Raw genomic sequence first — 2,857 nt, forward strand, 5'->3', positions numbered from 1 at the left:
CCCGACACGAGATCGCGGAGTCTAACACTGCCAGTGGGTAAGGGCACCCCCCGCCAAGATCGGACGCCCAACAAGGCTGCCGCCACGTGTCCCGGCGCCGCCCGACCGCCGCAAGGCGCTCGAAGGCGCGCGCTACATCATCAGCTGCGTGCGCGTCGGGGGGCTCGAAGCCTATGCCGACGATATCCGCATTCCGCTGAAATATGGCATCGACCAATGCGTCGGCGATACGATCTGCGCCGGTGGCATTCTTTATGGGCAGCGCAACATTCCCGTCATTCTCGATTTTTGCAGGGACATCCGCGAAGTCGCTGAACCCGGCGCAAAATTCCTGAACTATGCAAACCCGATGGCGATGAATACGTGGGCTGCGATCGAATATGGCAAGGTCGATACGGTCGGTCTGTGCCACGGGGTGCAGCATGGAGCCGAACAGATTGCCGAGGTTCTCGGCGCCAGGTCGCTTTCGGATCTCGATTACGTCTGTTCCGGCATCAATCATCAGACCTGGTTCATCGACCTGCGCCTCAACGGCCGCAAGATCGGCAAAGACGAGCTTTTTGCGGCCTTCGAAGCCCATCCGGTCTATTCGCAGCAGGAGAAGCTGCGCATCGATGTTTTGAAGCGCTTCGGTGTCTATTCGACGGAAAGCAACGGGCACCTTTCCGAATATCTGCCGTGGTATCGCAAGCGTCCGGAGGAAATCACCAGGTGGATCGACATGTCCGACTGGATCCACGGTGAGACAGGCGGCTATCTCCGTCACTCGACGGAAACGCGCAACTGGTTCGAGACGGAGTTCCCGCAGTTTCTTGAATCGGCGTCGAAGCCAATCGATCCGTCCAGACGCTCCAACGAGCATGCAAGCCATATCCTTGAGGCCTTGGAGACCAACCGGGTCTATCGCGGCCACTTCAATGTCAAGAACAATGGCGTCATCACCAACTTGCCGGCCGACGCTGTCATCGAGTCGCCCGGTTTCGTCGATCTATTCGGCATCCTCCTCGTCTCCGGCATCTCCCTTCCGGAAGCCTGTGCGGCAACGTGCATCTCGTCGATCAACGTTCAGCGCATGTCCGTCCATGCGGCGATCAGCGGCGATATTGAACTGTTGAAGCTTGCGGTGCTGCACGACCCCTTGGTCGGTGCCGTCTCGACGCCCGAAGAGGTCTGGCAGATGGTCGATGAAATGGTCGTGGCTCAAGCCCGCTGGCTGCCGCAATATGCCGACGCCGTGCCGGCTGCGCAGGAGCGTCTGTCGAAATCGAGCGTAAAGACGCGTGATTGGGCCGGCGCTGCACGTCGCAGTGTGCGCTCGATCGAGGAGCTGCGCGCCGAAAAGGCGGCCTTGAAACAGGCCGTTTGAACTTGGTGGAAGGCGGGTTGCGGCGGTTTTCCGGGAGGAAAAGCTGTCGCCTCAGACCTGATTTCACGCCGCTAGAGGAGAACCGGAGAGGGCAAGCGCTCCGAACACGAGGGAGAGACGATGAGACATTTTCGCAAAATTGGCGTTCTCGCCGGACTGGCGCTGAGCGTCTCGGCCGCGGCCTTGAATGCCTATGCATCCGAACCGACCGTTCCGCCGGAGCCGGCGCCGTTTCCGGCTGAAGGCAAGATCAAATATGTTGCCCGCGACTCCATTTTGGAGTTCAAGGCGCTGCCGGAATATAACGAACCTGACTGGGTGAAGAAGAATTTCGTCGATACCGGCAAGCTTCCGCCGGTCAAGGATCGGCTTCCAAAGGAGCCGCTGGTCTTCAAGACCGAAAACATGCCGGACGGTATCGGCGTATACGGCGATACGATGCGCCATGTCATCGGCGGGCGGCCGGAAGGGTGGAACTACGGTGCGGGCCAGACGCAGGGCTGGGGCGGTATCGATATCGGCCTTTCGGAATGCCTGACGCGCACCGCACCGCTTTTCCAGGTGGAGGCCAAGGATACCGAGCCGCTTCCGAACCTCGCCAAGAGCTGGGAGTGGTCCGAGGACGGCCACAAGCTGACAATGCATCTGATCGAAGGTGCGAAGTGGTCAGACGGTGCTCCTTTCAACGCCGATGACATCATGTTCTACTGGGAAGACGAGGTAATCGACCCGAACGTCTCGCCCCTAGGCGGGGGCGCATCGCCGGAAGCCTTCGGCACCGGCACGACCCTGAAGAAGATCGATGATTATACCGTCGAATGGACCTTCAAGGAGGCCTTCCCGAAACAATATCTCTACACGATGGCCTATCCCAACTTCTGCCCGGGTCCATCGCATGTCCTGAAGCCGCAGCATCCCAAATATTCGAAAAACACCTACGACCAATTCAAGAATGCATTCCCGCCAGAATATATGAATATGCCGGTGATGGGCGCGTGGGTGCCTGTCGAATACCGGCCGGACGACATCATCGTGCTACGCCGCAATCCCTATTATTGGAAGGTCGACGAAAAGGGCAACCAACTCCCCTATCTCAACGAGCTGCATTACAAGCTTTCGACATGGGCGGACCGTGACGTTCAGGCGGTCGCGGGCTCGGGCGATTTTTCGAACCTCGAACAGCCTGAGAATTTCGTTGCTTCGCTGAAACGCGCTGCCGAAAAAACGGCACCCGCCCGTCTCGCCTTCGGCCCCCGGTTGATTGGCTATAACCTGCGGATGAATTTCTCGGCCAACGGCTGGGGCGATCCGGACGCGCGTGGCCAGGCGATCCGCGAGCTGAACCGCAACGAGGATTTCCGCAAGGCTGTCACGATGGCGTTCAACCGCAAAGCCGTCGGCGATTCGCTCGTCAAGGGACCGTTCACGGCCATCTACTCCGGCGGCTTGTCCTCCGGCACGAGTTTTTACGATCGGCAATCGACCCTCTAC

General features: G+C 59.3%; 1 protein-coding gene and 1 pseudogene. Both read left to right on the forward strand.

Annotated features, from left to right (window positions below; translation table 11 throughout):
- Nucleotides 1-73: 73 nt before the first annotated feature.
- Nucleotides 74-1,366, forward strand: a pseudogene (gene melA / locus C9413_RS30560) (alpha-galactosidase); the annotation flags it as partial.
- A gap of 120 nt (nucleotides 1,367-1,486) precedes the next feature.
- Nucleotides 1,487-2,857: ABC transporter substrate-binding protein (locus C9413_RS30565; protein ID WP_170251359.1), on the forward strand; the 1,371-nt coding region annotated here is incomplete at its 3' end.

The organism is Rhizobium sp. SEMIA 4085 (genome assembly GCF_013004495.1).
GTDB classification, from domain to species: Bacteria; Pseudomonadota; Alphaproteobacteria; order Rhizobiales; family Rhizobiaceae; genus Rhizobium; species Rhizobium gallicum.